This window comes from Nocardioides bigeumensis (assembly GCF_039531755.1).
GTDB lineage: Bacteria > Actinomycetota > Actinomycetes > Propionibacteriales > Nocardioidaceae > Nocardioides > Nocardioides bigeumensis.
Genome location: NZ_BAAAQQ010000005.1, coordinates 1 through 23,939, shown reverse-complemented (window position 1 = coordinate 23,939; position 23,939 = coordinate 1). Strand labels below are relative to the sequence as shown.

Genomic DNA, 23,939 nt, shown 5'->3' with positions numbered 1-23,939 from the left:
GGGCGGCGTCACCCAGAACCCACGGCTCCGCGGCCGTCAGCTGGAGAGCGCCCGGGCGGCGAGCATCCGGCGCAGGGTGTCGGCGCCGGTCAGGAGGTTCTGCCGGATCGCGGGGTGCGTGCCAGGGGCTTCGGCCAGGCTCAGCGCGCGGTCGTGGAACTCCTGGTCCGCGACGGCGAAGGGGAAGAGCACCCGGATAAGGCCGCCGACCGCCAGCAGTCCGCCCGAGGCGAGGGAGGGCAGCACGTCGAGGTAGCGGTCGGTCCACGGTTTGAGCAGCTCAGCCTGCGTCGGTCGCCAGAAGAGGTTCCCGACCTGGACGAGCGAGGAGCCCATCGGCACCGTCCGGTCGACCATGAGGGCCGACCAGGCCTCGTCCTTCGCAGCGGCATCCGGTTGGGCACCGCGGACGGCTAGGGCGCGCACCCATGCTTCGGGGTCGAGGTCGGCCTTCTCGAGCGCGGTCACCGCGTCCTCGTCGTAGTCGCCGAGCTCGGCGCGCCGGGCCAGCACCCGCCAGGCCAGGTCGCGTTCGTGGTCGGCCGGCTCGCGGAGGATCTCGAAGTGATCGGCGGTCGACGCGGACGCCGCCAGGGCTCGCAGCGCCGGCATCCGGAAATCGGGCTCGACGGTGAGCCCGGACGCCGTCGACGCGACCTCGAGGAGCAGCGGCGCGACCTGGTCGGCCGGCGCCCACTGCTCGGCGGCCTTCAGCGCCATCCCGAGGAAGGACTCGACGACGATCGGGCTGCGCTCGGTGACCAGGGCCGCGGTCAGCACGCCGACCACGTCGCCGGCGCCGAGCTCGCCCTTGACCATCATGTCCCAGGCGGTCCCGCCGGCGAGGGCGCGCGAGAGCGGGTCGGGCAGGTCGCCCGCGCGGCTCAACAGGGTCGCCAGGGAGGTGGCGTCGGGGCGGACGGCCGCGAAGGTCAGGTCGTTCGCGTTGAGCAGGTGCAGGTCGGCCTCGGGCAGGTCGACCTCGACCGACGCCTCGGTGGACTCGACGGGCGTCGTCGCCACGGCGTGCAGGACGTCGTCGCGCACGACGTAGCTCACGATGTCGAAACGGTGCGGGCGCGGCACGCCACCGTCGGGCGCGACGATGGACAACGCTCCGTCCGCGAGCCTGATCGTGTCGGTGCCGGCGCTGTCCAGCCACGCCGGGGTCCAGGACGACAGGTCGCGCCCGGCTGCCGCGGCGACGGCGTCGATGAGGTCGTCGAGGCGGGTGTTGCCCCACGCGTGGTCGCGGAAGTACGCCTGCAGGCCGCGCACGAACGCGTCGTCGCCGACGTACGCCGACAGCTGCTTCAGGACGCTCTGGCCCTTGGAGTAGGTGATGGCGTCGAAGTTGGCCATCGCCTGGGCGACGTCGGGCACGTCGCCCCGGATGGGGTGCGTGCCTGGGCTCATGTCGGCGCGGTAGCCCTCGAGCTTGAGGGCGCACAGGAAGCCGGCCCACGCGTCCGTGTGCTCCGTGCCGGCGCCCACCAGCGCCCAGGTGGCCGCCCACGAGGCGAACGCCTCGTTGAGCCAGAGGTCGTCCCACCAGCGCATGGTCACCAGGTCGCCGAACCACATGTGCGCCATCTCGTGCATCAGCACGCTGGCGCGGGCCTGGCGCTGGGCGTAGGTGGGCGGTGACCGGTAGATCACCGCGTCGGTCCAGGTCACGCAGCCCCAGTTCTCCATCGCGCCGCCCATGTTGGGCACGAAGACCTGGTCGTAGCGCCGCTGCGGGAACGGCTGGTCGAACTGCCCGCCGAACCACGCGAGGCCCTGACGGGTGAGCTCGAAGAGCTCGTCGGCGTCACGGTCGAGGTAGCGCGCCAACGACTGGCGCGCGTAGAGCCCGAGGTCGTAGCCGTCGACTTCGCGGCGGAGCTCGACGAACGGCCCGGCGTTGACCACGACGACGTACGTCGACAGCGGCGGGGTGTCGCCGAAGGTCCACACGCGCGCCGGGGTCTCCACGGACGCCGTGCCCTCGTCCGCCGGCTCGACCTGGTCCGGTGCGGAGTTGGACAAAACCGTCCAGCTCTCCGGCGCGGTCACCACGAAACCGTGGGGGGCCTTCAAGTCCGGCTGGTCGAAGCAGGCCCAGACGTAGCGGGCGGCGTCCGGCTCGAACGAGGTCCAGACGTAGACGAGCTTGTCGCTGGGATCGACGGTGCGCAGGATCCCGACGGAGCGGCCGGTGTCGGACTGTGCCGAGGCGACGACGAGCACGTTGTCGGCCGCCAGGTCGGGCAGGGGCAGCCGACCGGCGTCGAAGATGGAAAGGTCGAGGTCGCGGCCGTTGAGCGTGGCGCTGCGGATGTCGGCCGCGCAGTCGACGAAGGTCGACGCGCCGGGCTCGGCGCACTCGAACGCGATGGTCGACACGCACTCGATCGTGGGGCCGTCGAGCAGCCCGGTCATGTCGACGGCGATGTCGTAGCGGCGTACGGAGATCAAGGCAGCGCGGGCCTCGGCCTCCACCTGGGTCAGGCTGGCCGGCTCGGTGCGCGTGGGAGCGTCGCTCATGCGCTCCACCGTAGCCGCGCCCTCGATCAGTGGGCTGACAGGATGGCCGGGTGCCTGAAGACGACCTCGTGGCTGACCGGCCGACCTCGTGGCCGGTGTCGGCGACGCGCTACCTGCACCGCGGCGACTGGGTGATCTCGCTGCGTGAGGACGTGGTCGGCCGACCGCGGCAGCCGCAGGACCGGTTCGTGCGGTGGACGGTCGAGCACCCTGGGGCGGTCGTGGTACTCGCCGTCGACGACGACGAGCGGGTCTTCTGCCTCCGCCAGTACCGGCACCCAGGGCGACACGAGTTCGTGGAGCTGCCGGCCGGCCTGCGTGACGAGGACGGGGAGGACCCGCTGCTCACCGCCCAGCGTGAGCTGCGCGAGGAGGCCGAGCTCGCGGCGGTCGACTGGCGGTTGCTGCTGTCGACGTACCCCTCGGCCGGGCTGACCGAGGAGGTGCACGAGATCTACCTCGCCCGCGAGCTCACCCACGCCGACCGCGGCGACTTCGAGCTGCACGCCGAGGAGGCCGAGATGGAGACCTTCTGGCTGCCGCTCGAGGAGCTGCTCGACGCGGTCCTCGATGGGCGGGTTCGGCAGGGTCCGCTGGCGCAGGCGGTGCTGGCGTACGACGTGCTGAAGCGGCGCGGAAAACTGGGGTAGGGCGGGAGTAGGGTCGCGCTGAACAATCCCCGATGCACCCCGGCGTCGGGCCGAGAGCGCAGGAGGCGCACGTGAAGGTCGGCGTTCCCAAGGAAGTGAAGAACCACGAGTACCGCGTGGCGATCACACCGCTGGGTGTTCACGAGCTCACCGAGCACGGTCACGAGGTCTTCGTCGAGAAGTCTGCGGGTGTGGGCTCGCAGGTGCAGGACGAGGAGTACCTCGCGGCGGGCGCGAAGATCCTGGACTCGGCCGACGAGGTCTGGGGCACCGCGGACATGGTGCTGAAGGTCAAGGAGCCGGTCGCCGAGGAGTACCACCGGTTGCGTGAAGGCCTGACCCTGTTCACCTACTTGCACCTGGCGGCCGACAAGCCGCTGACCGAGGAGCTGCTGGCCAAGAAGGTCACGGCGATCGCCTACGAGACGGTGCAGCTGCCCTCGGGAGGCCTGCCGCTGCTCTACCCGATGTCGGAGGTGGCGGGCTGCCTGGCACCGCAGGTCGGTGCCTACTCGATGATGAAGGCGCAGGGTGGTCGCGGGGTGCTGATGGGTGGCGTCGGCGGGGTCGCCAACGCCAAGGTCGTCATCATCGGTGCGGGTGTCTCGGGTCAGAACGCCGCCAACATCGCGTTGGGCATGGGTGCGGACGTGACGTTGCTCGACACCGACCTGAACAAGCTGCGGATGTCCTTCTGGCGCTACAACAACCGCGTGCACGGTCTGGCGTCGTCGCGGCTGGCGATCGAGCAGCAGGTGTCCGAGGCCGACATGGTGATCGGTGCGGTGCTGATCCCGGGGGCGGCGGCGCCCAAGCTGGTGTCCAACGACCTGGTGTCGCGGATGAAGCCGGGCTCGGTGCTGGTCGACATCGCGGTGGACCAGGGTGGCTGCTTCGAGGACACCCACGCCACGACGCACGCGGACCCGACGTACACCGTGCACAACTCGGTGTTCTACTGCGTGGCCAACATGCCCGGGGCGGTGCCGAACACCTCGACCTACGCGCTGACCAACGCGACGATGCCGTACGCCGTGGCGCTGGCCGACAAGGGATGGGCCGACGCCTGCCGGCGGGACCGGTCGCTCGCGCTCGGCCTCAACACCCACGACGGGCAGCTCACCAACGCGCCCGTGGGCGAGGCGGTCGGGATCGACGCTGTGGACCTGGAGTCGGTCCTCGCCTGAGGCGAGGGCTCACACGTTGGACCCCGGCGACCTGAACAGGGCGGTCCGCACCTATCTCGACCACCTGAGCGTCGAGCGGGGGTCGGCCGCCAACACCCTCACGTCCTACAAGCGCGACCTGCGCCGTTACCTGGAGTTCCTGGACGGGCAGGGGGTCACGAGGCTCGAGCAGGTCCAGCAAGCAACGGTGACGGCGTTCCTCGTCGCGCTGCGTGAGGGCGACAAGGCGTCGGGGCACCCACCGCTGTCGGCCGCCTCGGCGGCCCGCACCGTCGTGGCGGTCAGGGGGTTCCACAAGTTCGCCGTCCGGGACGGCATGACCACGGTCGACCCGGCTGCCGGCGTGAAGCCGCCCACGCCCGCCAAACGCCTTCCCAAGGCGTTGCCCCTGGCAGACGTGGAGGCGATCCTGGCGGCGGCGGGCGAGCCCGGCACGGCGCTGGCGCTGCGCGACCGGGCGCTCCTCGAGGTGCTCTACGGCACCGGGGCGCGCATCTCCGAGGCGGTCGGCCTCGACGTCGACGACCTCGACCTGACCGACCCCGAGGCGGCCACCGTGCTGCTGCGGGGCAAGGGCGGCAAGCAGCGGCTGGTGCCGGTGGGGTCGTACGCCGTCGACGCCGTGACGGCGTACCTCACCCGGTCGCGGCCGGGCCTCGTCGCGGCGGGCACGACGGCCGGCGCGGGGGGCGCCATGTTCCTCAACTCGCGCGGCGGCCGACTCTCTCGGCAGTCTGCTTGGGCGGTGTTGGTCCGCGCGGCCGAGCGCGCCGGGGTCTCCGCCGACGTCTCCCCGCACACGCTGCGGCACTCCTTCGCGACGCACCTCCTCGATGGTGGCGCGGACGTGCGGGTCGTGCAGGAGCTGCTCGGGCACGCGTCCGTCACGACGACCCAGGTCTACACGCTGGTCACCGTCGACAACCTGCGCCAGGTCTTCGCGACCGCGCACCCGCGTGCCCTGTGACGGGCGTGGGCGGGGATCCGTACGACGCGTTCTTCACGTGGGTGGGGGAGCAGGGCCTGTCGCTCTACCCCCACCAGGAGGAGGCGGTCCTCGAGCTGATGGGCGGGTCGCACGTCATCCTGGCGACGCCGACGGGCTCTGGGAAGTCGCTGGTCGCGACGGCCGCGCACTTCGCGGCGATCGGGACCAAGCGGCGCTCGTTCTACACCGCACCCATCAAGGCACTCGTGAACGAGAAGTTCTTCGCCCTGGTCGACACCTTCGGCGCCGACGAGGTTGGCATGCTCACCGGCGACGCGTCGGTCAACTCCGACGCCCCGATCATCGCGTGCACGGCCGAGGTGCTCGCCAACATCGCCCTGCGGGAGGGGCGCTCCGCCGACATCGGGCTGGTGGTGATGGACGAGTTCCACTACTACGCCGAGCCCGACCGGGGTTGGGCCTGGCAGGTTCCGCTGCTGGAGCTGGTGGACGCGCAGTTCCTGCTGATGTCGGCGACCCTCGGCGACGTCACCGCGCTGGCGGAGGACCTGACGCGGCGTACCGGGCGGGAGACGGCCGTCGTCGACGACGCCGAACGCCCGGTGCCGCTCGACTTCACCTACGCACTCACCCACCTCGACGAGACGCTCGAGGAGATCGTCACGACCAACCAGGCGCCGGTCTACGTCGTGCACTTCACGCAGGCGGCGGCGATCGAGCACGCGGTGGCCCTGGGGTCCACGCCGTGGGCCGCCTCGACCGCTGAGCAGAGCGAGGCGCTCAAGGCCCGGCTGACGGGTTTCGGCTTCGGCGCGGGCTTCGGCAAGACTCTGCAGAAGCTGCTGCGGCGGGGCATCGGTGTGCACCACGCCGGCATGCTGCCGCGCTATCGGCGCCTCGTGGAGACGCTCGCCCAAGCGGGGCTGCTCACCGTCATCTGCGGCACCGACACCCTCGGGGTCGGGATCAACGTGCCGATCCGCACGGTGCTCTTCAGCGGCCTGGCGAAGTTCGACGGCAACCGGCAGCGGGTGCTGCGCACCCGCGAGTTCCTCCAGATCGCGGGCCGGGCCGGGCGGGCCGGCTTCGACACCGCGGGGTACGTCGTCGTGCAAGCGCCCGAGCACGTCATCGACAACGAGTTGGCCAAGGCGAAGTCGGCCGCCAAGAACGAGGCCAACCCCAAGAAGAAGTCCAAGCCGCAGCTGAGGAAGCCGCCCGAGGGCACGGTCGTCTGGTCCGAGCAGACCTTCGACAAGCTGGTGTCGGGCACGCCCGAGCCGCTCCCGTCGCGGATGAAGGTCGACAACGCGATGCTGGTCAACGTCCTCGCGCGCGAGGAGGACGCCTTCCCGGTCCTGCGCCGGCTGCTCACCGAGAACCACGAGGACCCCAAGTCGCAGCGCCGCCTGGCCCGGCGTGCGTTGCGGCTGGCGCGGTCGCTGCTGCACTCGGGCGTGATCACCCGGCTCGACCAGCGCGACGCGTACGGCCGGCAGTACGTGCTCACCGTCGACCTCCCCGACGACTTCGCGCTCAACCAGCCGCTGGCACACTTCGCTCTGGCGGCGTTCGACCTGCTCGACCCGGAGGCGCCGACGTACACCCTCGACGTGATCTCTGTCGTGGAGGCGGTGCTGGACCAGCCGCGGCAGGTGGTCTTCGCCCAGCAGCGCGCGGCGCGGGGCGAGGCGATCGGCGAGATGAAGGCCGACGGGATCGAGTACGAGGAGCGCATGGCGCTGCTCGACCAGATCACCTGGCCGCAGCCGCTGGCGGAGCTGCTGGAGCCGGCGTTCGAGATCTACCGCGAGACCCATCCGTGGGTGCCGGTCGCGTCGCTGGACCCGAAGAGCGTGGTCCGCGAGATGGTCGAGCAGGGGATGGGCTTCAACGACGTCGTGGCGCGCTACGAGCTGGCGCGGTCGGAGGGGCTGCTGCTGCGCTACCTCACCGACGCCTACCGCACGCTGCGCCAGACGGTGCCCGACGCGCACCGCACCCCTGAGCTCGACGACCTGATCACCTGGCTGGGGGAGACGGTCCGCCAGACCGACTCGTCGCTCCTGGACGAGTGGGAGGCGCTGATGGACCCCCAGCAGCTGAAGGGGCACGCGCCCGACGTGCACGCGCCACCACCGCCTCCGCGGCCGCTGTCCCTGCAGGAGCGGGCCTTCACGGTGATGATCCGCAACGCGATGTTCGCCCGCGTGCTGCTCGTGGCGCGCGACGACCTCGACGGGCTGATGCGGCTCGAGCGTGAAGCCGCCGACCGCACCGACCCGCCGGGTGAGGTCGTGATGACCCGGTCACGGTGGGACGAGGCGATCGAGGCTTACTACGCCGAGCACGAGAGCGTCGGCACCGACGCCGACGCGCGCGGGCCGCGACTGCTCGTGATCGGCCCCGAGGAGGGGGCGGGTCGCCTGCGCAAGGTCACCCAGACCATCGCCGACCCGGCCGGCCACCACGACTGGGTCATCGAGGCGACCGTCGACTGCGAGGCCTCCGACGAGGCTGGTGCGCTCGTGCTCACCACGACCGCGATGCGCCAGCTCTGACAGACCCACGACGTACTCGACGTACTCGAAGTACTCGACGTGGATGAGGTCACGCATCTGCGGGCTCCTGGCCGAGTGCCTGACACGAGGATGAGCGCAACGTATTCATCTGCTCGATCATCGGGTGCTGCGCCTGGACGATCACCCGATCGACGGCCACCCCTGCGGGGCCTAGGCTCACCGCGTGACCGGCCTGAGCGACCTGGAGGCGCGGCTCGTCGCCAGCTTGGACGAGCAGGCGCTCGTCGACCACCTGACCGAGCTGGTGCGGGTGCCGAGCGTGACCGGGACGGCCGCCGAGTCCGAGCTCCAGCACGCCGGCGCCGCGGACTACGCCGCGTGGGGCCTCGACGTCGACACCTGGGCCCTCGACCTGGAGGCGCTGCGAGCCGACCCGCGCTTCCCCGGCACCGAGGCCGAGCGCGTGGAGGGCTACGGGATGGTCGCCACGACCGGCCCCGGGACGCCCGCGCTGGTCTTGCAGGGCCACGTGGACGTCGTACCGATCGGCGACCCGGAGAAGTGGGACGTGGACCCTTTCGCGGGGGTCATCACCGGCTCGGGCGCGGGCGTCCTGCGCGGTCGTGGAGCGTGCGACATGAAGGCGGGGGTCGCGGCCAACGCCGCGGTCGTCCGGACGATCGCCTCCGCAGGCGTCGAGCTGGCGCGACCGCTCGCCGTGCACACGGTGGTGTCCGAGGAGGACGGCGGCCTCGGCGCCTTCGCCACGCTGGTGCGCGGGCACACCGGCGACGCCTGCGTCATCTCGGAGCCGACGAGCGGTCGGCTCCTCACCGCCAACGCCGGAGCGCTGACCTTCCGCATCGAGGTCGACGGGCTGGCCGCGCACGGGTCGACGCGGCTGTCGGGGCACTCGGCGTTCGACGCGTTCTTGCCGGTGTACGCCGCGCTGCGCGACCTCGAGCGTGAGCGCAACCTGGTCGTGGACCCGCTCTTCGGCGACAACGTGCTGCCCTACGGGATCAGCGTCGGCGTGGTGCAGACCGGCGACTGGTCGTCGACGGTGCCCGACCGGCTCAGTGCCGAGGGTCGCTACGGCGTGGTCCTCGACGAGGACGTGCCGTCCGCACGTCTCGCGCTCGAGGCTGCGGTCGCCGCAGCCGCCGCGGCCGACCCCTGGCTGCGGGACCACCCGCCTCGGGTGGTGTGGGAGGGAGGGCAGTTCGCCTCCGGCCGGCTGCCGGCTTCAGATCCGCTGATCTCGGACGTCGCCCTGGCCGCTCGCGACGTCCACGGCTCGCTCGCGGCGTCGGCGGCCGCTCCCTACGGCAGCGACCTCCGGCTGATGCTCGGGGTGGGAGGCATCCCGACCCTGCAGTACGGCCCGGGCGCCGCCGAGGACGCCCACGCGCCGCGGGAGAAGGTGTCGATCTCCGAGACCCTCGACGTCGCGCGGACGCTGCTGGTGCTCACCCTCCGGCGGTGCGGTCACCCGGTTTCGTGACGGTCGCTGCGCGACCTCCTCGACCACCAGGGTGGGGTGGCCCCGGGTCAGTCGCGCAGCAGGGGGCGGGTCAGGCAGGTGGGGCCGCCGGTGCCGATCGCGAACTCGGAGCAGTCGAGCACCGTGACCTCGACTCCCGCGGCGCGGAGGTCGCGTTCGACGCCGGGAGCGCCGGCGAAGAGGATCACCCGCCCCGGTGCCGTCGCAAGCACGTTGGAGCCGAGCGCGAGGTAGTCCTCGTCGGAGACCGGGATCCACGAGATGCCACGCGCGGTCAGCTCGTCGAGCAGCGGCGTGGGCGCGATCGGCTCGTAGACCACGGCCAGGTCGGGGGAGACCGGGCTGATGACGGACATCAGGTGGAAGACCTCCCCGGGCCCGTGGTGCCACGGCAGGTGGAAGGGCACGACCCGGACCCCGACCGGCTCGAGCAGCGCCGTCAGCTGGTCGTGGGCGGCGGCGTTGGTGCGGTGGCTGCGCCCGACGGCGAGGGTCTGCTCGTCGAGCCAGAAGAGGTCGCCACCGTCGGCGCGGGCGTCGTCGGCCAGCCGGCCGAGTTCAGGCACGCCGAGCCCGGCGAGCTCGGACGCCAGCAGCGGCGGCTCGGACGAGCGGCACGGCTTGGCCTGACGCAGCACCACCATGCCCGCCCCGGTGACGAAGACCGGGTCGTAGGTGAAGCAGGCGTCGGCGAGACCCTCGGCCGGCAGGAGCACGTCGACGGCGGCGCCCGCCGACTCCAGCGCGCTCACGAAGGCCGCGTGCTGCTCGACGGAGAGCGTCACGTCGGGCAGTCGCTCCCACCCCGCGTCCTGGTAGTCCGCGTGCGTCGGCAGACCGCGCACCGCCACCCTGCGGAGGGGAGCGGTCATCGAGGTCACGGCGAATGGTTCGGTCACGCCTCGTATTGTCGCCCGGGTGAGCATCGACATCCGTGACGAGCCCGAGTCGTCGCGCTACGCGGCGTACGTCGACGGAGAGCTGGCCGGGTTCTCGGAGTACACGCTCGACCCGGAACGAGGTCGCATCGTCATCGCCCACACGGAGGTCGACGACGCCTTCGAGGGGCGCGGCGTGGGCAGCGCCCTGGTGCGCGGCGAGCTGGACGACGCACGCCGGCGGCGGCTACGCGTCGTACCGCAGTGTCCCTTCGTCAAGGCGTACATCGAACGGCACCCTGACTACCAGGACCTGCTGCGGACGCCCCCGGACTGAAGTGCACAGCTCTCCACAGGAGCCGTGCGCCTGTGCAGCTGAGCGCCACCTGGTCCACAGATTCGAATAGTTCCTGGGGGTAGCGCGGGTCGCCTTGAGACCCGTCGGAGCATCGGCCTACAGTCGCGTCAGCGGGCGAGATGTCGCCGAGTCGACAAATTCAGACCCGCGACCGGGCTGCCTTCCCCCAGCACGAGCACACCCCCCATCAGCACCCCAGCTCTCAGGAGGACGGCAGATGAGCCAAGGCGGGTACCCGGGCTTCCCCACGGCAGGCAGTGCGCCGGAGATACCACCGCTCGGGGTGATCCCCCAAGGGAGAGTGGCTCCGGGTCAGCAGGAAACGACCAGAGAGTTCAGTATGAGCGAGCCGATCCCCTTCCCGACTCCCGTGCCCGAGGAGACCCTCGTGACCGTCGTGGAGCCCGAGGCCGGGGCCGCGCTCGGTCCGACCGGTCGGCCGATGCCGGTGCTCCCCGAGCCGACGCCGCTCACCCGCCACGGCGGCGCGCGCGTCATCTCGATGTGCAACCAGAAGGGCGGGGTGGGCAAGACCACCACCACCATCAACCTCGGGGCGGCGCTGGCCGAGTTCGGCCGCAAGGTGCTGCTCGTCGACTTCGACCCGCAGGGCTCGCTCTCGGTCGGTCTCGGGCTCAACCCGCACGAGATGGACCTGACGATCTACGACCTGCTGATGGCCCGCGACGTCACCCTCGACGACGTCGTGGTCGGCACCGGCGTGCCGGACATGGACCTGCTGCCGTCCAACATCGACCTGTCCGCCGCCGAGGTGCAGCTGGTGCAGGAGGTCGCCCGCGAGCAGACCCTGCAGCGCGTGCTCGCGCCGGCGATCGAGAAGTACGACGTCATCCTGATCGACTGCCAGCCCTCGCTCGGCCTCCTCACGGTCAACGCGCTGACCGCTTCGGACGGCGTGATCGTGCCGCTGGAGTGCGAGTACTTCGCGCTGCGCGGCGTCGCGCTGCTCAAGACGACCATCGACAAGGTCCGAGAGCGCCTCAACCCCAAGCTGTCGATCGACGGCGTGCTCGGCACCATGTTCGACGGGCGCACCCTGCACGGTCGCGAGGTCATGCAGCGGCTGGTCGAGGCGTGGGGCGACACCGTCTTCCACACCGTGATCCGGCGCACCGTGAAGTTCAGCGACTCGACGGTCGCCGGTGAGCCGATCACGACGTACGCCTCGACCTCGGCCGGGGCCGAGTCCTACCGTCAGCTCGCCAAGGAGGTGCTCGCGCGTTGTCACGACGAGTGAGCCTGCCCGCCGCCGACGATCTCTTCCGTCGGACCGACGACAACGCGATCCGGGCCGTCCCCGACGAGCGCGCCGAGCCTGACCGTCCGCCCGCGGAGGAGCAGACGGCTGCCGGCCGGCGAACCAGCGGCCGGGTGCGGCACGACGAGAAGATGACCGTCTACGTCACCTCGGCCGAGCTGCTCGAGCTCGAGCACGCCCGGCTGATGCTCCGGGCACAGAACGGCGTGGCCGTCGACCGCGGGCGCCTGGTGCGGGAGGCGATCGCGCTGGTCCTGGCCGACTTCGTGGCCCACGGCGACGAGAGCGCACTGGTCCGGCGGCTGACCGAGGAATGAGCGTGAGCGTCGTCCGGCCTGAGTCGGACGCCCCCGAGGCAGTTGCTCCCGACGGCGTAGCCAACGCCGCGTTCGAGGTGCGGTTGGACAACTTCGAGGGACCCTTCGACCTGCTGCTGAGCCTGATCGCCAAGCACAAGCTGGACATCACCGAGATCGCCCTCTCGGAGGTCACCGACGAGTTCCTGGTGCACACCAAGGCGTTGGGCAAGCGGGGCGACCTGGAGCAGGTGACCTCGTTCCTGCTCGTCGCCGCGACCCTGCTCGACCTCAAGGCCGCCCGACTGCTGCCGCAGGGCGACGTCGAGGACGAGGAGGACCTCGCGCTGCTGGAGGCGCGGGACCTCCTCTTCGCGCGGCTGCTCCAGTACAAGGCCTTCAAGCAGGTCGCCGCGACCTTCGAGGAGCGGCTGAGCGCCGAGAGCCGCCGCTACCCCAGGGCGGTCGGCCTCGACGAGCGCTTCGCGACGCTGCTCCCCGAGGTGCTGATCGGGATCGGTCTGGAGCAGTTCGCCGCCCTCGCGGCGAAGGCGCTGGAGCCCAAGCCGGTGCAGGAGGTCGGGCTGGCCCACATCCACGCCCCGGCGGTCAGCGTCCGCGAGCAGGCGGGCGTCGTGGTCGACCGGCTGCGTCGCAGCGGCACGATGACCTTCCGCGCGTTGTGCGGCGACTCGCCCGACACGCTCACCACGGTCGCGCGGTTCCTGGCGCTGCTGGAGCTCTTCCGGGAGGGCGCGGTCGGCTTCGACCAGGTCTCACCGCTGGGTGAGCTCACCGTGCGCTGGACCGGCTCGGACGACGAGATCGAGATCACCGACGAGTTCGACGGGGCGCCGCCGGAGGCCACTGATGAGACGCCCGACGCCGTCGAGGAGGAGACTGCAGCCGATGACTGAGCAGATGGAAGTGTCGGAGGCCCTCGACATCCCCGCCGTGGCCGAGCTGCGCCCCGCGCTGGAGGCCATCTTGATGGTGGCCGACGAGCCGCTGGACGAGGTCGGGCTGGCGTCGGTCGTCGGCTACCCCGTCGAGCAGGTCGTGGAGGCGCTGACCGGGCTGGCGGGGGAGTACGCCGAGCAGGGCCGTGGCTTCGAGCTGCGCAACGTGGCCGGCGGGTGGCGGTACTACACACGCGAGGAGTACGCCGCCGTCGTGGAGTCCTTCGTGCTCGACGGCCAGCAGGCCCGGCTGACCCAGGCAGCGCTGGAGACCCTCGCGGTGGTCGCCTACAAGCAGCCGGTCTCGCGGGCGCGGGTCTCGGCGATCCGCGGGGTCAACGTCGACGGTGTGATGCGCACGCTGATCACTCGCGGCCTGGTCGAGGAGGCCGGCCACGACGGCGAGCACGGCGCGACGCTCTACCGCACGAGCGGCTACTTCCTGGAGCGCATCGGCGTCACCTCGCTCGACGACCTGCCCGACCTGGCGCCGTACCTGCCCGACATGGACGACTTCGACGACGAGCTGGCCGAGGCGATGGGGGCCGCCGCACCCGTCGCGACGCAGGGTCCGGCCGAGCCGGGGCAGTCGGGGCAGCCGGGGCAGCCGGGGGAGCCGACCCCGGACCCGCACCCCGATCAGCACAACGGCGAGGGCACCGAACCCCATGGCGGGACCGACGTCGGATGAGCGACGGCCCGGCTGATCAGGGTGGTCCACCGCCGGGCGCACCCCCGGGCGGGGAGCCCGATGAAGACGGCCTGGTCCGGCTGCAGAAGTACCTCGCCCAGTCGGGCGTCGCGTCCCGGCGCCGCTGCGAGGAGCTGATGCTCGAGGGCGAGGTCGAGGTGGACGGCGAGGTGGTCACCCGCCTCGGCACCAAGATCGACCCGTCCACCGCCGTGGTCCGCGTCTCCGGCAAGCGGCTGCCGCCGTTGAAGCCCTACGTCTACCTCGTGCTCAACAAGCCGCGGGGCGTCGTCTCCACGATGTCCGACCCCGAGGGGCGGCGTACCCTCCAGGACCTCGTCGTGGACCGGCCCGAGCGGCTCTTCCACGTCGGGCGGCTCGACACCGACACCTCCGGGCTGATCCTGCTGACCAACGACGGCGACTTCGCCAACGTCGTGGCGCACCCGTCGTTCGAGGTGGACAAGACCTACGTCGCCGAGGTGGAGGGCAGCGTGACGCGGGCGACGATCGCGCAGCTGATCGACGGGGTGACGCTCGACGACGGGCCGGTCTCCGTGTCCGCGGCGAAGGTGCTCACGCACGGCGAGGGCAACGCGAAGGGCCGCACGATCATCGAGCTGGTCATCCACGAGGGCCGCAACCGCATCGTGCGGCGCCTGCTCGACCACGTCGGGCACCCGGTGCGCCGGTTGACCCGCACCCGGATCGGACCCATCGACCTCAAGGGCCTCGAGCCGGGCGGGTTGCGCCACCTGACCCTCGACGAGCTCGGCACTCTGCTGGACACCGCCAAGCTGTGAGCGCCCGCGCGTCCTAGGGTTGCCCCATGGCAGTGCGAGCGGTGCGCGGGGCGACCCAGCTCGACACGGACGAGCGTGAGCACCTCCTCGGCCGTGTCGAGGAGATGGTGCTCGACGTGATGCGTTCCAACGGGCTGAGCGTCGACGACTTCATCTCGGTGATCTTCACGGCCACCTCCGACATCCACTCCGAGTTCCCGGCGTACGCCGCCCGGCAGCTGGGGTTCGGGGACGTGCCGCTGATCTGCTCGCGCGAGCTCGAGATCGAGGGCTCGCTGCCGCTGGTGGTGCGGATGATGGCGCACGTCGAGACCGACCTGCCGCGCGCGGACATCACGCACTGCTACCTGCACGGGGCGGCGTCGCTGCGCAAGGACCTCACCCGCGTGCGCTCGGTGCCGGACGAATGACGGACGGACGGCCTGGCGAACGAGCTGGCGAACGGTCTCAAGAACGGGTGGGGCTCACCGGGCCGGTCCTCGTGGTCGGCACCGGTCTGCTGGGCACCTCCATAGCTCTGGCCGCCCGCCGGGCCGGGCTCGACGTGCTCCTGAGCGACGTGTCGCCCGAGCACCTGCGCACCGCCTCGGGACTCGGCGCGGGGCGGCCGGTCGCCGACGGCGACGCTCCGCAGCTGGTGGTCGTCGCCACGCCGCCCGACCACCTCGGCGTCGCGATCGCGGAGGCGCTGACGCGCTACGACGCCGTCGTGACGGACGTCGGGTCGGTGAAGTCGGCGCCCCTGCGCGAGGTGTCGGAGCGGGTCGGGGCAGAGGCGCTGGAGAGGTACGTCGGCTCGCACCCGATGGCCGGAAGCGAGCGGTCAGGACCACTGGCGGCGAGCGCGGCGCTCTTCGAGGCCCGGCCGTGGGCGGTCACCCCGCACCCGTCGAGCGACCCGGGGGCCGTGGAGCTCGTGTCGGCGCTCGCCTCGGCCTGCGGGGCGACCGTCGTGACGCTGCCGCCCGAGGAGCACGACCGAGCGGTCGCGCGGACGTCCCACCTGCCGCACCTGCTCGCCGTGCTCGTGGCCGGCCGGCTCGCCGACGCCCCCGCGGCGCACCTGTCGCTGTCGGGGCAGGGGGTGCGCGACGTGACGCGGGTCGCGGGGAGCGACCCGGCGCTGTGGCAGCAGATCGTGGCCTCCAACGCGCCCGCCGTCCTCGAGCTGCTCTCGGAGGTGAGGGCTGAGCTCGACGCCATGATCACGGCGGTCTCGGGAGGGTCGCGCGAGGGCCTGGGAGTGCTGCTGGACCGCGGCGTCGCCGGGACCCAGGCCATCCCGGGCAAGCACGGCGGCCCGGTGCGCGCGACCGCGCCGGTCTTCGTGTCGCTGCCCGACCACCCCGGCGAGCTGGCCCGCCTCTTCGCCGACGCCGGCGTCATCGGCGTCAACATCGAGGACGTGCGCATCGACCACGACCCCGGACGCGACACCGGACTGGTCGAGCTCGTGGTCGCCGAGGACTCTGCGCTGCACCTGGCCGCCTCGCTCGAGGACCGAGGCTGGGTGGTCCACGGCTGAGGGTGGCCTTCTCCCTTGATGAACCAGCAGCAGCACCTACAGGACCCCCTCCCAAGGAATCACGGCCTGTCCGGACCCACAGGTAGGCTTGCCCCTCGTGAATTCCGCCCAGCTCGTCGTCGCCATCGACGGCACGTCAGGGTCGGGCAAGTCCAGCACGTCTCGCGGGGTGGCGGCCCGATTGGGACTGCGCTACCTCGACACCGGCGCCATGTTCCGCGCCGTGACCTGGTGGCTGCTGCGCGAGGGTGTCGACGTCCACGACACCGACGCGGTGGCCGCGCGGGTCCACGAGCCGGCGATCCTCGTCGGCACCGATCCGGCCGGTCCCGGGATCATGATCGACGGCGTCGACGTCGCCGTCGCGATCCGCACCGACGAGGTCAACGCCGCGGTGAGTCCCGTGAGCGTCGTGCCCGCCGTACGCAGCCGCCTGCTCGAGCTGCAGCGCGACATCATCGGCTCGGGCGGGATCGTGGTCGAGGGCCGCGACATCGGCTCGGTGGTGTGGCCCGACGCCCAGGTGAAGGTCTTCCTCACCGCCGACCCGGCCGCGCGCGCGGCGCGGCGGGCCGCCGAGGAGGGCGGCTCCGACCTCACCGCCACCGAGCAGTCGCTGCTCAACCGCGACCAGATCGACTCCGGCCGCGCGACGGCCCCGCTGGTGCGGGCCGACGGTGCGGTCGAGATCGACTCCACGACGGCCTCCCTCGAGGAGGTCATCGCGCAGGTCGTCGGCCTCGCCGAGTCGGTGGAGGCCACCGCGTGATCGACGAGATCAGCGGGGACCCCTGGCGCGCGTCCGTCCCCCGTCACGAGACCGCCTCGCACCCTGCCCGAGGGCGGATGCGCGTCCTGCGGGCTCCCGTGGCGGCGTACACCCGGCGCAGGTTCGGCGTCCGCCTGCACCACGCGGACCGGGTGCCCAGGAGGGGCCCGGTGATCCTCGCCCCCAACCACCTCGGCTGGATGGACGGTCCGCTGCTGGCCATCCACTCCCCGCGTCCGGTGCACGCGCTGACCAAGCACGAGATGTTCCAGGGCCGCATGGACCCGTTCCTGCGCAAGGCGGGCCAGATCCCGATCGACCGCTTCAACCCCGACCCGCGCGCCATCAAGGCCTGCCTGCGCGTGCTCCGTGAAGGCGGCGTCGTCGGCATCTTCCCCGAGGGTGCCCGCGGCGCCGGCGAGCTCGAGCTCTTCAAGGGCGGGACCGCCTACCTCGCCCTCGTCACCGGCGCGCCCGTCATCCCGGTGTTCTTCTTCGGCACCCGCGAGCCCGGCCAGGACAGCCATTCCCGGCCGTCGCGTCAGTCGCCGGTCGACATCGTGTACGGCGAGCACTGGCGCGTCGACGCACAACCCTGGCCACGCACCAAGCGCGACGTGCTCGAGGCGAGCGCCTCGCTGAGGAGTCACATGCTCGAGCAGCTGTCCCACGCCAAGGAGCTGACCGGGCGCCGACTGCCCGGGCCGCTTCCCGCAGGCGACTCCGAGCGCGACGTCGCCCGCAGGCAGGCGACGTCATGAGCGAGCTCGACGGACCTGTCACCCCGGTCACCGCCGTCCCGGTCCTGGCCATCGTCGGGCGCCCCAACGTCGGCAAGTCCACGCTGGTCAACCGCATCCTGGGCCGTCGTGAGGCGGTCGTGGAGGACGTGCCGGGCGTGACCCGCGACCGGGTGCCCTACGACGCCAACTGGAACGGCCGCGCCTTCACGGTCGTCGACACCGGTGGCTGGGACCCCGACGCCCGCGGCCTCGCCGAGCGGATCGCCGCGCAGGCGGAGGTGGCGGTGTCCCTCGCCGACGCCGTGCTGTTCGTCGTGGACGCCGGCGTCGGCATCACCGACTCCGACGAGGCCGTCGTCCGGATCCTGCGCAAGTCGGGCAAGCCGGTCGTGCTGGCCGCCAACAAGGTCGACGACCAGCGCGCCGAGGCCGAGGCCCACGGCCTGTGGAACCTCGGCCTGGGCGAGCCCCATCCCGTCTCCGCGCTGCACGGACGCGGCTCCGGAGACCTGCTCGATGCCGTCCTGGCGGCGCTCCCGGCGACGCCGGAGCAGTCGTTCGAGGAGGTCGGCGGGCCGCGTCGCGTGGCGATCGTGGGCAAGCCCAACGTCGGCAAGTCCTCGCTGCTCAACCGGCTGGCCGGCTCGGAGCGGGTCGTCGTCGACAACGTCGCCGGCACCACCGTCGACCCCGTCGACGAGCTCGTCGAGCTGGGCGGGCGGACCTGGCGCTTCATCGACACCGCCGGCATCCGCAAGCGGGTGAAGGAGGCGTCGGGTCACGAGTACTACGCGTCCCTGCGCACCTCGACCGCCATCGACCGCGCCGAGGTCGCCGTCCTCGTGCTCGACGGCAGCGAGTCGATCTCCGAGCAGGACGTGCGCATCCTGCAGACGGTGCGCGACGCGGGCCGCGCGCTGGTGATCGCGTTCAACAAGTGGGACCTCGTCGACGAGGACCGGCGTTACTACCTCGACCGCGAGATCGAGCGTGACCTCGTGCAGGTGCAGTGGGCGCCGCGCATCAACGTCACGGCGCGCACCGGCTGGCACGTCGACCGGCTCGTCCCGGCGCTGGACAAGGCGCTCGCGGGCTGGGAGACCCGGGTGACGACCGGCGCGCTGAACGCCTTCCTCGGCCGCCTCGTGGCCGAGCACCCCCACCCGGTGCGTAGCGGCAAGCAGCCCAAGATCCTGTTCGGCACCCAGCCCACGACGTCGCCGCCGACGTTCGTGCTCTTCACGTCCGGTCGGCTCGACGCGTCGTACGAGCGCTACATCGAGCGGCGGTTGCGCGAGGAGTTCGGTTTCGTCGGCACGCCGATCGTGATCACCCAGAAGCCTCGCGAGAAGCGCAAGCGCTAGCCGCCGACCGGGGCGGTCGGGCTCGGCAGCGGCTCGGCGTCCGGGGTTGGGGCGGCGTCCGTGAGCGGCGGGTTGCGCAGGTCGCCCTCGGCCTGCTCCAGCAGTGTCCGCGCGGCCGCCCGCCCGGCCAGGATCATCCGGTCCAGCTGGTGGAACTCCAGCAGGCCGACCCCCATCGAGCTCGGGCTCAGCACCCACGCGCCGCGGGCGCGCGCCGCCGCGACGGCGCCGCCGCTGCCGATCATCATGGTGCGCAGCAGGGTCTCGCCGAGGGCGGGCACGCGCGGCGGGCCGGTGCGCGGCCTGGTCTCACCGCCGATGCCGATGTTGACCGCCACCACTGGTCCCTCTGCCCGCTCGGTCAGCAGATCGACGGGCAGGTTGTCCAGGACCCCGCCGTCCACGAGCAGCCGGCCGTCCTGCTGGGGCATCGGCGGGAAGAGCACCGGCAGCCGGACCGACGCGAGCGCAGCCTGGCTGAGGTTGCCTCGGTCGTGGTTCTGCCGTGAGCGGCTGACCAGGTCGACACTGACCAGTCGCGCCTGCCGGGGGAGTCCCTCGAAGACCTCGTCCTTGCCCAGCGCCCGCTCCATCCCGGCGCTCACGCGTCGGGCCTTCGAGAGCGACTTCGACGGGATGCCCCAGTCGCTGAACGGCTTGCGGCGCACCCATTCGGCGTAGCACTCGTCCTCCAGCTCCTCGCCGGTGCGCCCGGTCGCGTGGACGGCGGCGATGATCGCGCCGATGCTGCAGCCGGCGACGCGGTCGACGTGCAGCCCGGCGTCCTCCAGCTCGCGGAGGACGCCGACGTGCGCGAAGGCGCGCGCGCCGCCTCCGGCGAGGACCAGCCCGAGCGAGCGCCCGGCGAGACGGTCGGCCAGGGCCCGCAGCCCTCCCGCGAGGTCGCCCGGCTGGTCGGAAGCCACGAGGGTGAGCCGCCAGGCATCCGTGGCCCGCACCCACGCCGCGCGGGCCTCCGGCGGGAGGGTCGCGCCGAGGAGCAGCACCTCGGGTTGGCACGAAGGTGTGGGCAGGTCACTCGGGACGTCGACGGTGGCGTCGCCGACCAGCACGACCACGTCGGCCATCCGGACGCAGAAGTCGCGCCAGCGGGTCGCCTCCTCATCCACCTCGTCACCGACGCCTGCGGGATGCTCGGCGACGAGGACGACCCGGTCGTGGGCACGTTCGGCGCGCTCGAGCCCGTCGGCGTCGACGTTGTCGAGCAGCACCACGCTCAGGTGCTGGCCGATCCTCCGGGCCACGCGATGCGCGACGTCGGCGACCGCCACGCCGCGCCGCAGCCCCACCACGGAGATGACCGACGGGGCAGTGGCGCGCGGCGCCGCCGCAGGCTCGCCCGCGGTCCTGAGCCGCTCGGCGACCTGGCGCAGCACGAACCGCGACGCCGAGGCGTCTGACGCCAGCGCCTCCTCGAACGCGAGCCGCGGGATCTCGCTGACCAGCGAGTCGCGTCGGGACCGGACGCTGGCCGACCGGGGCTCTCCGGTGAGCAGCGCGAGCTCGCCGAGCACCTCGCCGGGCCCCAGCTCGCGCACGATGCGCCCGCCGACCTCGACCTCGAAACGGCCGCCGCGCACGACGTACGCCGATCCCGTCGGCTCGCCCTCGCGCATCAGCCAGGTGCCGGCGGGCACGGGGACCAGCCGCGAGGCGTCCTCGAGCTGCTGGCGCGCGCTCGCCGGGAGGGCTGCGACGAGAGGTACGTCGGACAGGTCGTGCGCGAGCTCGCCGTCTAGTTGCGGGGTGACCCGCGGGGCCGGGCCGGGGTCCGGGGCGAGCACGACGGCCGGCCGGTGGACCTCGGTCTCCTCCTCGGCCTCGGCGCGCTGCGGCGTGCGCAGGGTCAGGGCGATGAGCGCGGTGACGACGAACGCGCCGACGGAGAGCAGCCACCCGTCGCGCAGGACGTCGACGGCGGTGGCGGGAGTGGGCTCACCGATGATCAGCACGAGCACGGCGATGCCGAGCACCCCGCCGAGCTGGCGGGCGCTGGAGACCACGGCGGACGCGGTGGCGTAGCGGCCACCAGGCACCGCCGCGAGCGCCGCGCTCCCGAGGAGGGGCAGGGTCGCGCCGACGCCGATGCCGCTCAGCACCTGACCGGGCAGCCACTGGGTGAGGAAGGCGGGCTCGAGGCCGACCTGCTGCTCGTACCAGAGGTAGGCACCCGCCCACACCAGGGCGCCGGGGACGATGAAGATGCGGAAGCCGCGGCGCTCGGCCAGCGGGCCCAGCCGGGACGCGACGACCGCCGCCACGAGAGCGGCCGGCACGAGGGCGAGGCCGGCCCGCAGGACGCCGTACCCCCAGATGTACTGCAGCCACAGGATGTTGGTGAGCAGGTAGGCGTAGAAGCCGACGCCGGCGACGGCGGTCGCCAGACTCCCCACGCTGAACGACGGCAGCCGTAGGAGGGCGGGGTCCAGGAGCGGCGAGGGGTGCCGGCGGGAGGTGGCCACGAAGACCCCGAGCAGCACGACCGACGCGACGAACGCGCCGATGACCCCGAGGCTGCCCCAGCCCCAGTCGGAGCTCTGCACCAGGCCCAGCGTGAGCAACGCGAGGGCGGCGGCCATGAGCGCGGCACCGACCAGGTCGGGCAACGCGCGCCGGCCCGGCGCCCGACTCTCGACGAGGTGGTTGCGGGCGGCCCACAGCGCGACGACGCCGAAGGGGAGGTTGACCAGGAAGGCCCAGCGCCAGTCCCCGAGCTGCACGAGGGCGCCACCGATGGGCGGCCCGACTCCGGCCGCGACGGCGGCGGACGCGCCCCACAGGCCGATCGCGTGCGCACGGCGCTCGACCGGGAACGCCTCGACCACGAGCGCGAGGGAGGCGGGCACGAGCAGGGCGGCCCCCAGGGCCTGGAGCACGCGAGCGGCCACCAGCAGCTCGACGCTGGGGGCGGCGCCGCAGAGGGCCGAGGCGACGGTGAAGAGCAGGACGCCGGTGGCGAAGGCGCGGCGCCGGCCGAGCAGGTCGGTGAGGCGGCCGCACACGATGAGGAACGCGGCGAAGACGATGTTGTAGGCGTTCAGCACCCACGACAGGTCGCTGATCGAGGTGTCCGGGAACGAGTCGCGCAGCGACGGGAACGCGACGTTGACGATGGTCGCGTCGAGGAACGCGAGGAAGGCGCCGAAGCACGCGACCAGCAGCACCCGCGACGCAGGGATCCGAGCACTGCTGTGGCGCGGCACGAGCGACCCCTTGGCGTAGACGAAAGTAGGGTCCGAGAGGTGACGGAGTCTTCACCTCCGGACGCGGGAGCGCAAGGTGTCCCGATCACCGGGCAGTAACCGGTTCGAGCGTCACCGCCCGCGTCGATAGGCTCCACGCAGCCCTCTCGGTCCGGGCGGACCGCAGCGAAGCGGCGTGAGGTGGCTGGTCGTGGCCGACCTGCACTACGCGCTGCGGCAGTACGACTGGCTCTGCGAGGCGGCCGCCGACTTCGACCTCGTCGTCATCGCGGGAGACCTGCTGGATCTGCGCTCGGTGGTGCCGATCCCGGCGCAGAGCGTGGCGATCGCCGCGCAGCTCGGGCGGTTGGGACAGCGGCGTACGACGGTCGCGTGCTCGGGCAACCATGACATCGGTGGTCGAGCAGCGAGCGAAGCGAGCGGATAGTCGAGACCACCGAATACGGCGCATCGGCCTCGGTGGTCGAGCGGCGCCTGTTCCCGGTGGTCGAGCAGCGAGCGAAGCGAGCGGATAGTCGAGACCACTCAGTACGGTGTGTCGGGCTCCCGTTCGGAGCCGGTCTTGTCGTCGGCGCCTTGGCGACTCACCAGCGACTGCAGGACGGCGTCGACCACGCCGAGGTGGTCCTCGCGGTCGGCGTACTGGTTGCGCAGGTCGGCGAGGTAGCGGGTCACCAGGTCGAGCCGCTGCGCGAGCGTGGTCGCGATGTCGAGCGCCACCTCGGGGTGGTCTCGGACCAGGAGGTCGGGGTCGTCGGACCGAAGGAACTTGCACTCGCCGAACGCCGTCACCGTCGCGGTGGCCGCGCCGTCGAGCAGGAACGCCATCTCCCCGAAGACGGCGCCGGGCTCGTCGATCGTGGAGATCTCGGCGCCTTGGGCGCTGACCCTGACAGCGCCACTGGTCAGCACCAGCAGCTCCCGGTGGTGCCGGCCCTCCTCGAGGACAACGGCCCCGTCGGCGTACGTCACCTCGGGCAGTCCCCATCCGCGCGCGTCGATCATCTCGCCTCCCGGGGCAACTATGTCAGCCGATTGCCGCCCGGCTCGACGGGTGCGACTGCAGCGGAACGTCCGGAACCGTGGCTAGCGTGCCGGAGGTGAGGATCGAACGACAGATCACGGTGTTCGACTCGGCCGACATCAGGTCCGAGAGCGCGTTCTGGGCGGAGTTGGTGGGCGGCGAGATCTACGAGGACGACGGCTTCGACTCGATCATCGTGGACGGCAAGTGGCGTCTCGGCGTCCAGCGCGCGCCGAACCATGTGCGCCCGCAGTGGCCGGACGGCGCCCAGCAGCAGCAGGTGCACCTCGACCTGCACGTGCTCGACATCCGTGCCGCTCACCACACGCGACGTCGGTCGGCGCCCGGCTCTTGCTGGCCGCCGACGACCTCGACACCGACGAGGGCCACCAGGTGTACGCCTCCCCGGCCGGCCACCCCTTCTGCCTCGGCTGGCACTTGAACCTCCCGCTGGAGCACGACTTCGGCGCCACGAGAGGCTGATCCCGCGGCTGGCCTGGAGGTCCCCCTCGATTCAGGAGGGGCAGACCACCTGCGCTAGGGTTCTGACCGCCTCGCGCTCGTCGCGGGGCATCGGGCTGTGGCGCAGTTTGGTAGCGCACTTGACTGGGGGTCAAGGGGTCGCAGGTTCAAGTCCTGTCAGCCCGACACTGTGATGTCTCAAGACATTGGAAACTGCCGGACC

22 protein-coding genes and 1 tRNA gene are annotated in these 23,939 nt (G+C 72.1%); 19 read left to right on the top strand and 4 right to left on the bottom strand.

Translation table 11 applies throughout. The features are described from left to right. Nucleotides 1-36 precede the first annotated feature (36 nt). Nucleotides 37-2,529 carry an aminopeptidase N gene (gene pepN, locus ABD295_RS06940; RefSeq protein WP_344302945.1) on the bottom strand — a complete coding sequence of 831 codons (2,493 nt, stop codon included), beginning with the start codon at nucleotides 2,527-2,529 and terminating at the stop codon, nucleotides 37-39. A gap of 50 nt (nucleotides 2,530-2,579) precedes the next feature. Here pepN and ABD295_RS06935 point away from each other — a divergent pair, with 50 nt between their 5' ends. The 5 genes from ABD295_RS06935 (at nucleotide 2,580) to ABD295_RS06915 (ending at nucleotide 9,341) form a co-directional block, all read left to right on the top strand. Next, nucleotides 2,580-3,179 carry an NUDIX domain-containing protein gene (locus tag ABD295_RS06935; protein ID WP_344302944.1) on the top strand — a complete coding sequence of 200 codons (600 nt, stop codon included), beginning with the start codon at nucleotides 2,580-2,582 and terminating at the stop codon, nucleotides 3,177-3,179. A 71-nt stretch (nucleotides 3,180-3,250) separates the two neighbouring features. Beyond that, nucleotides 3,251-4,366 (top strand): alanine dehydrogenase, encoded by a 1,116-nt coding sequence (gene ald, locus ABD295_RS06930; protein WP_344302943.1) that lies wholly within the window; start codon nucleotides 3,251-3,253, stop codon nucleotides 4,364-4,366. Nucleotides 4,367-4,382: 16 nt separating this feature from the next. Beyond that, nucleotides 4,383-5,333, top strand: coding sequence for a site-specific tyrosine recombinase XerD (gene xerD / locus ABD295_RS06925; protein WP_344302942.1), 951 nt, complete (start codon nucleotides 4,383-4,385; stop codon nucleotides 5,331-5,333). Between the two features lie 5 nt (nucleotides 5,334-5,338). After that, nucleotides 5,339-7,876 (top strand): DEAD/DEAH box helicase, encoded by a 2,538-nt coding sequence (locus tag ABD295_RS06920; protein WP_344302941.1) that lies wholly within the window; start codon nucleotides 5,339-5,341, stop codon nucleotides 7,874-7,876. A gap of 184 nt (nucleotides 7,877-8,060) precedes the next feature. After that, nucleotides 8,061-9,341, top strand: coding sequence for a M20/M25/M40 family metallo-hydrolase (locus tag ABD295_RS06915; protein WP_344302940.1), 1,281 nt, complete (start codon nucleotides 8,061-8,063; stop codon nucleotides 9,339-9,341). A gap of 47 nt (nucleotides 9,342-9,388) precedes the next feature. Here ABD295_RS06915 and ABD295_RS06910 read toward each other — a convergent pair whose 3' ends face one another. Further along, nucleotides 9,389-10,240: a dimethylarginine dimethylaminohydrolase family protein gene (locus tag ABD295_RS06910; protein WP_344302939.1), complete on the bottom strand. Its 852-nt coding sequence runs from the start codon at nucleotides 10,238-10,240 to the stop codon at nucleotides 9,389-9,391. A gap of 19 nt (nucleotides 10,241-10,259) precedes the next feature. Between ABD295_RS06910 and ABD295_RS06905 the strand changes: the two genes are divergently transcribed. From ABD295_RS06905 to der, 11 genes are all read left to right on the top strand, one after another. After that, nucleotides 10,260-10,556 carry a GNAT family N-acetyltransferase gene (locus ABD295_RS06905; protein WP_344302938.1) on the top strand — a complete coding sequence of 99 codons (297 nt, stop codon included), beginning with the start codon at nucleotides 10,260-10,262 and terminating at the stop codon, nucleotides 10,554-10,556. A gap of 361 nt (nucleotides 10,557-10,917) precedes the next feature. Then, complete coding sequence (locus tag ABD295_RS06900; RefSeq protein ID WP_425573999.1) at nucleotides 10,918-11,835, top strand: ParA family protein; 918 nt, start codon at nucleotides 10,918-10,920, stop codon at nucleotides 11,833-11,835. Next, nucleotides 11,832-12,173, top strand: a complete 342-nt coding sequence (locus ABD295_RS06895; RefSeq protein ID WP_344302937.1) for a hypothetical protein — start codon at nucleotides 11,832-11,834, stop codon at nucleotides 12,171-12,173. Before ABD295_RS06900 ends, ABD295_RS06895 begins: the two co-directional genes overlap by 4 nt. A 2-nt stretch (nucleotides 12,174-12,175) precedes the next feature. Continuing rightward, nucleotides 12,176-13,069, top strand: coding sequence for a segregation and condensation protein A (locus ABD295_RS06890; RefSeq protein ID WP_425573998.1), 894 nt, complete (start codon nucleotides 12,176-12,178; stop codon nucleotides 13,067-13,069). Next, on the top strand, nucleotides 13,062-13,802 hold the full coding sequence (scpB, locus tag ABD295_RS06885) for an SMC-Scp complex subunit ScpB (RefSeq protein WP_344302936.1): 741 nt from the start codon (nucleotides 13,062-13,064) through the stop codon (nucleotides 13,800-13,802). Before ABD295_RS06890 ends, scpB begins: the two co-directional genes overlap by 8 nt. Continuing rightward, on the top strand, nucleotides 13,799-14,605 hold the full coding sequence (locus ABD295_RS06880) for a pseudouridine synthase (protein ID WP_344302935.1): 807 nt from the start codon (nucleotides 13,799-13,801) through the stop codon (nucleotides 14,603-14,605). Before scpB ends, ABD295_RS06880 begins: the two co-directional genes overlap by 4 nt. Nucleotides 14,606-14,631: 26 nt before the next feature. Next, on the top strand, nucleotides 14,632-15,015 hold the full coding sequence (aroH, locus tag ABD295_RS06875; protein WP_344302934.1) for a chorismate mutase: 384 nt from the start codon (nucleotides 14,632-14,634) through the stop codon (nucleotides 15,013-15,015). A 47-nt stretch (nucleotides 15,016-15,062) separates the two neighbouring features. Beyond that, nucleotides 15,063-16,130 carry a prephenate dehydrogenase gene (locus ABD295_RS06870; RefSeq protein ID WP_344302933.1) on the top strand — a complete coding sequence of 356 codons (1,068 nt, stop codon included), beginning with the start codon at nucleotides 15,063-15,065 and terminating at the stop codon, nucleotides 16,128-16,130. A gap of 97 nt (nucleotides 16,131-16,227) precedes the next feature. Further along, complete coding sequence (gene cmk / locus ABD295_RS06865) at nucleotides 16,228-16,899, top strand: (d)CMP kinase (protein ID WP_344302932.1); 672 nt, start codon at nucleotides 16,228-16,230, stop codon at nucleotides 16,897-16,899. Further along, the gene (locus ABD295_RS06860) at nucleotides 16,896-17,660 is read left to right on the top strand and encodes a lysophospholipid acyltransferase family protein (protein WP_344302931.1); all 765 of its coding nucleotides are present in this window, start codon (nucleotides 16,896-16,898) and stop codon (nucleotides 17,658-17,660) included. Before cmk ends, ABD295_RS06860 begins: the two co-directional genes overlap by 4 nt. After that, the gene (gene der / locus ABD295_RS06855) at nucleotides 17,657-19,006 is read left to right on the top strand and encodes a ribosome biogenesis GTPase Der (RefSeq protein WP_344302930.1); all 1,350 of its coding nucleotides are present in this window, start codon (nucleotides 17,657-17,659) and stop codon (nucleotides 19,004-19,006) included. Before ABD295_RS06860 ends, der begins: the two co-directional genes overlap by 4 nt. Here der and ABD295_RS06850 read toward each other — a convergent pair. Beyond that, on the bottom strand, nucleotides 19,003-22,230 hold the full coding sequence (locus ABD295_RS06850; RefSeq protein WP_344302929.1) for a DHA2 family efflux MFS transporter permease subunit: 3,228 nt from the start codon (nucleotides 22,228-22,230) through the stop codon (nucleotides 19,003-19,005). The genes der and ABD295_RS06850 overlap by 4 nt on opposite strands. 190 nt (nucleotides 22,231-22,420) lie before the next feature. Between ABD295_RS06850 and ABD295_RS06845 the strand changes: the two genes are divergently transcribed. Continuing rightward, nucleotides 22,421-22,657, top strand: coding sequence for a metallophosphoesterase (locus ABD295_RS06845; protein ID WP_344302928.1), 237 nt, complete (start codon nucleotides 22,421-22,423; stop codon nucleotides 22,655-22,657). Nucleotides 22,658-22,755: 98 nt separating this feature from the next. On the opposite strand, the gene ABD295_RS06840 is transcribed toward ABD295_RS06845, so the two are convergent. Beyond that, nucleotides 22,756-23,235, bottom strand: a complete 480-nt coding sequence (locus ABD295_RS06840) for a Crp/Fnr family transcriptional regulator (RefSeq protein WP_344302927.1) — start codon at nucleotides 23,233-23,235, stop codon at nucleotides 22,756-22,758. A gap of 95 nt (nucleotides 23,236-23,330) precedes the next feature. Here ABD295_RS06840 and ABD295_RS06835 point away from each other — a divergent pair, with 95 nt between their 5' ends. After that, nucleotides 23,331-23,696 (top strand): VOC family protein, encoded by a 366-nt coding sequence (locus tag ABD295_RS06835; protein ID WP_344302926.1) that lies wholly within the window; start codon nucleotides 23,331-23,333, stop codon nucleotides 23,694-23,696. Nucleotides 23,697-23,828: 132 nt separating this feature from the next. Next, nucleotides 23,829-23,902: transfer RNA gene (locus ABD295_RS06830), tRNA-Pro, on the top strand. Nucleotides 23,903-23,939 lie beyond the last annotated feature (37 nt).

Excerpts from the sequence above, each read along its gene's own strand:
- pepN (WP_344302945.1), bottom strand. The coding sequence starts at position 2,529 with ATGAGCGACGCTCCCACGCGCACCGAGCCGGCCAGCCTGACCCAGGTG.
- ABD295_RS06900 (WP_425573999.1), top strand. The coding sequence starts at position 10,918 with ATGAGCGAGCCGATCCCCTTCCCGACTCCCGTGCCCGAGGAGACCCTC.
- scpB (WP_344302936.1), top strand. The coding sequence starts at position 13,062 with ATGACTGAGCAGATGGAAGTGTCGGAGGCCCTCGACATCCCCGCCGTG.
- ABD295_RS06880 (WP_344302935.1), top strand. The coding sequence starts at position 13,799 with ATGAGCGACGGCCCGGCTGATCAGGGTGGTCCACCGCCGGGCGCACCC.
- aroH (WP_344302934.1), top strand. The coding sequence starts at position 14,632 with ATGGCAGTGCGAGCGGTGCGCGGGGCGACCCAGCTCGACACGGACGAG.
- der (WP_344302930.1), top strand. The coding sequence starts at position 17,657 with ATGAGCGAGCTCGACGGACCTGTCACCCCGGTCACCGCCGTCCCGGTC.
- ABD295_RS06840 (WP_344302927.1), bottom strand. The coding sequence starts at position 23,235 with ATGATCGACGCGCGCGGATGGGGACTGCCCGAGGTGACGTACGCCGAC.